This is a genomic window from Acidaminobacter sp. JC074 (genome assembly GCF_022496765.1).
In the GTDB taxonomy this organism is placed as follows: domain Bacteria; phylum Bacillota; class Clostridia; order Peptostreptococcales; family Acidaminobacteraceae; genus JABXKX01.
Window position 1 is genome coordinate 1 of sequence record NZ_VANV01000104.1, and the last position, 584, is coordinate 584.

4 tRNA genes and 1 rRNA gene are annotated in these 584 nt (G+C 49.5%); all 5 read left to right on the forward strand.

Annotation, left to right across the window (positions count from 1 at the left end):
- The first annotated feature begins 55 nt into the window (after window positions 1-55).
- The 5 genes from rrf to EZV73_RS28385 all read left to right on the forward strand — a co-directional run bounded on the left by rrf (window position 56) and on the right by EZV73_RS28385 (window position 514).
- Window positions 56-172: ribosomal RNA gene (gene rrf / locus EZV73_RS28365) — 5S ribosomal RNA — on the forward strand.
- Between the two features lie 6 nt (window positions 173-178).
- Window positions 179-254 (forward strand) — tRNA-Asn (locus EZV73_RS28370).
- 6 nt (window positions 255-260) lie between these two features.
- Window positions 261-336: transfer RNA gene (locus tag EZV73_RS28375), tRNA-Met, on the forward strand.
- A 12-nt stretch (window positions 337-348) separates the two neighbouring features.
- Window positions 349-425 (forward strand) — tRNA-Met (locus tag EZV73_RS28380).
- A gap of 14 nt (window positions 426-439) precedes the next feature.
- A tRNA-Glu gene (locus EZV73_RS28385) sits at window positions 440-514 on the forward strand.
- Window positions 515-584 lie beyond the last annotated feature (70 nt).

Genomic DNA, 584 nt, shown 5'->3' on the forward strand with positions numbered 1-584 from the left:
AAAAAAACACTTGACAAGAAAGATCAAATTTGATATTATGTTTGAGTGTCAATTATCTGGTAACAATATCACGAAGGCTACACCTGTTCCCATCCCGAACACAGAAGTTAAGTTTCGTAGAGCTGATGATACTTGGTTGGAGACGACCTGGGAAAGTAAGACGTTGCCAGTTTAATATTCCAAGATAGCTCAGTTGGTAGAGCAATCGGCTGTTAACCGATAGGTCGTGGGTTCGAGTCCCACTCTTGGAGCCAATACATCGCGGAGTGGAGCAGTTGGCAGCTCGTCGGGCTCATAACCCGGAGGTCGTAGGTTCGAGTCCTGCCTCCGCAACCAAATTTTATACATGGCGGCGTAGCTTAGTTGGCTAGAGCGCTCGGTTCATACCCGGGAGGTCGGTGGTTCGAGTCCACTCGCCGCTACCACTTTTATTAACTTAGGCCCCTTGGTCAAGCGGTTAAGACACCGCCCTTTCACGGCGGTAACAGGGGTTCGATTCCCCTAGGGGTCACCAAATATGGGAGTATAGCTCAGTTGGGAGAGCATCTGCCTTACAAGCAGAGGGTCACAGGTTCAAGTCCTGT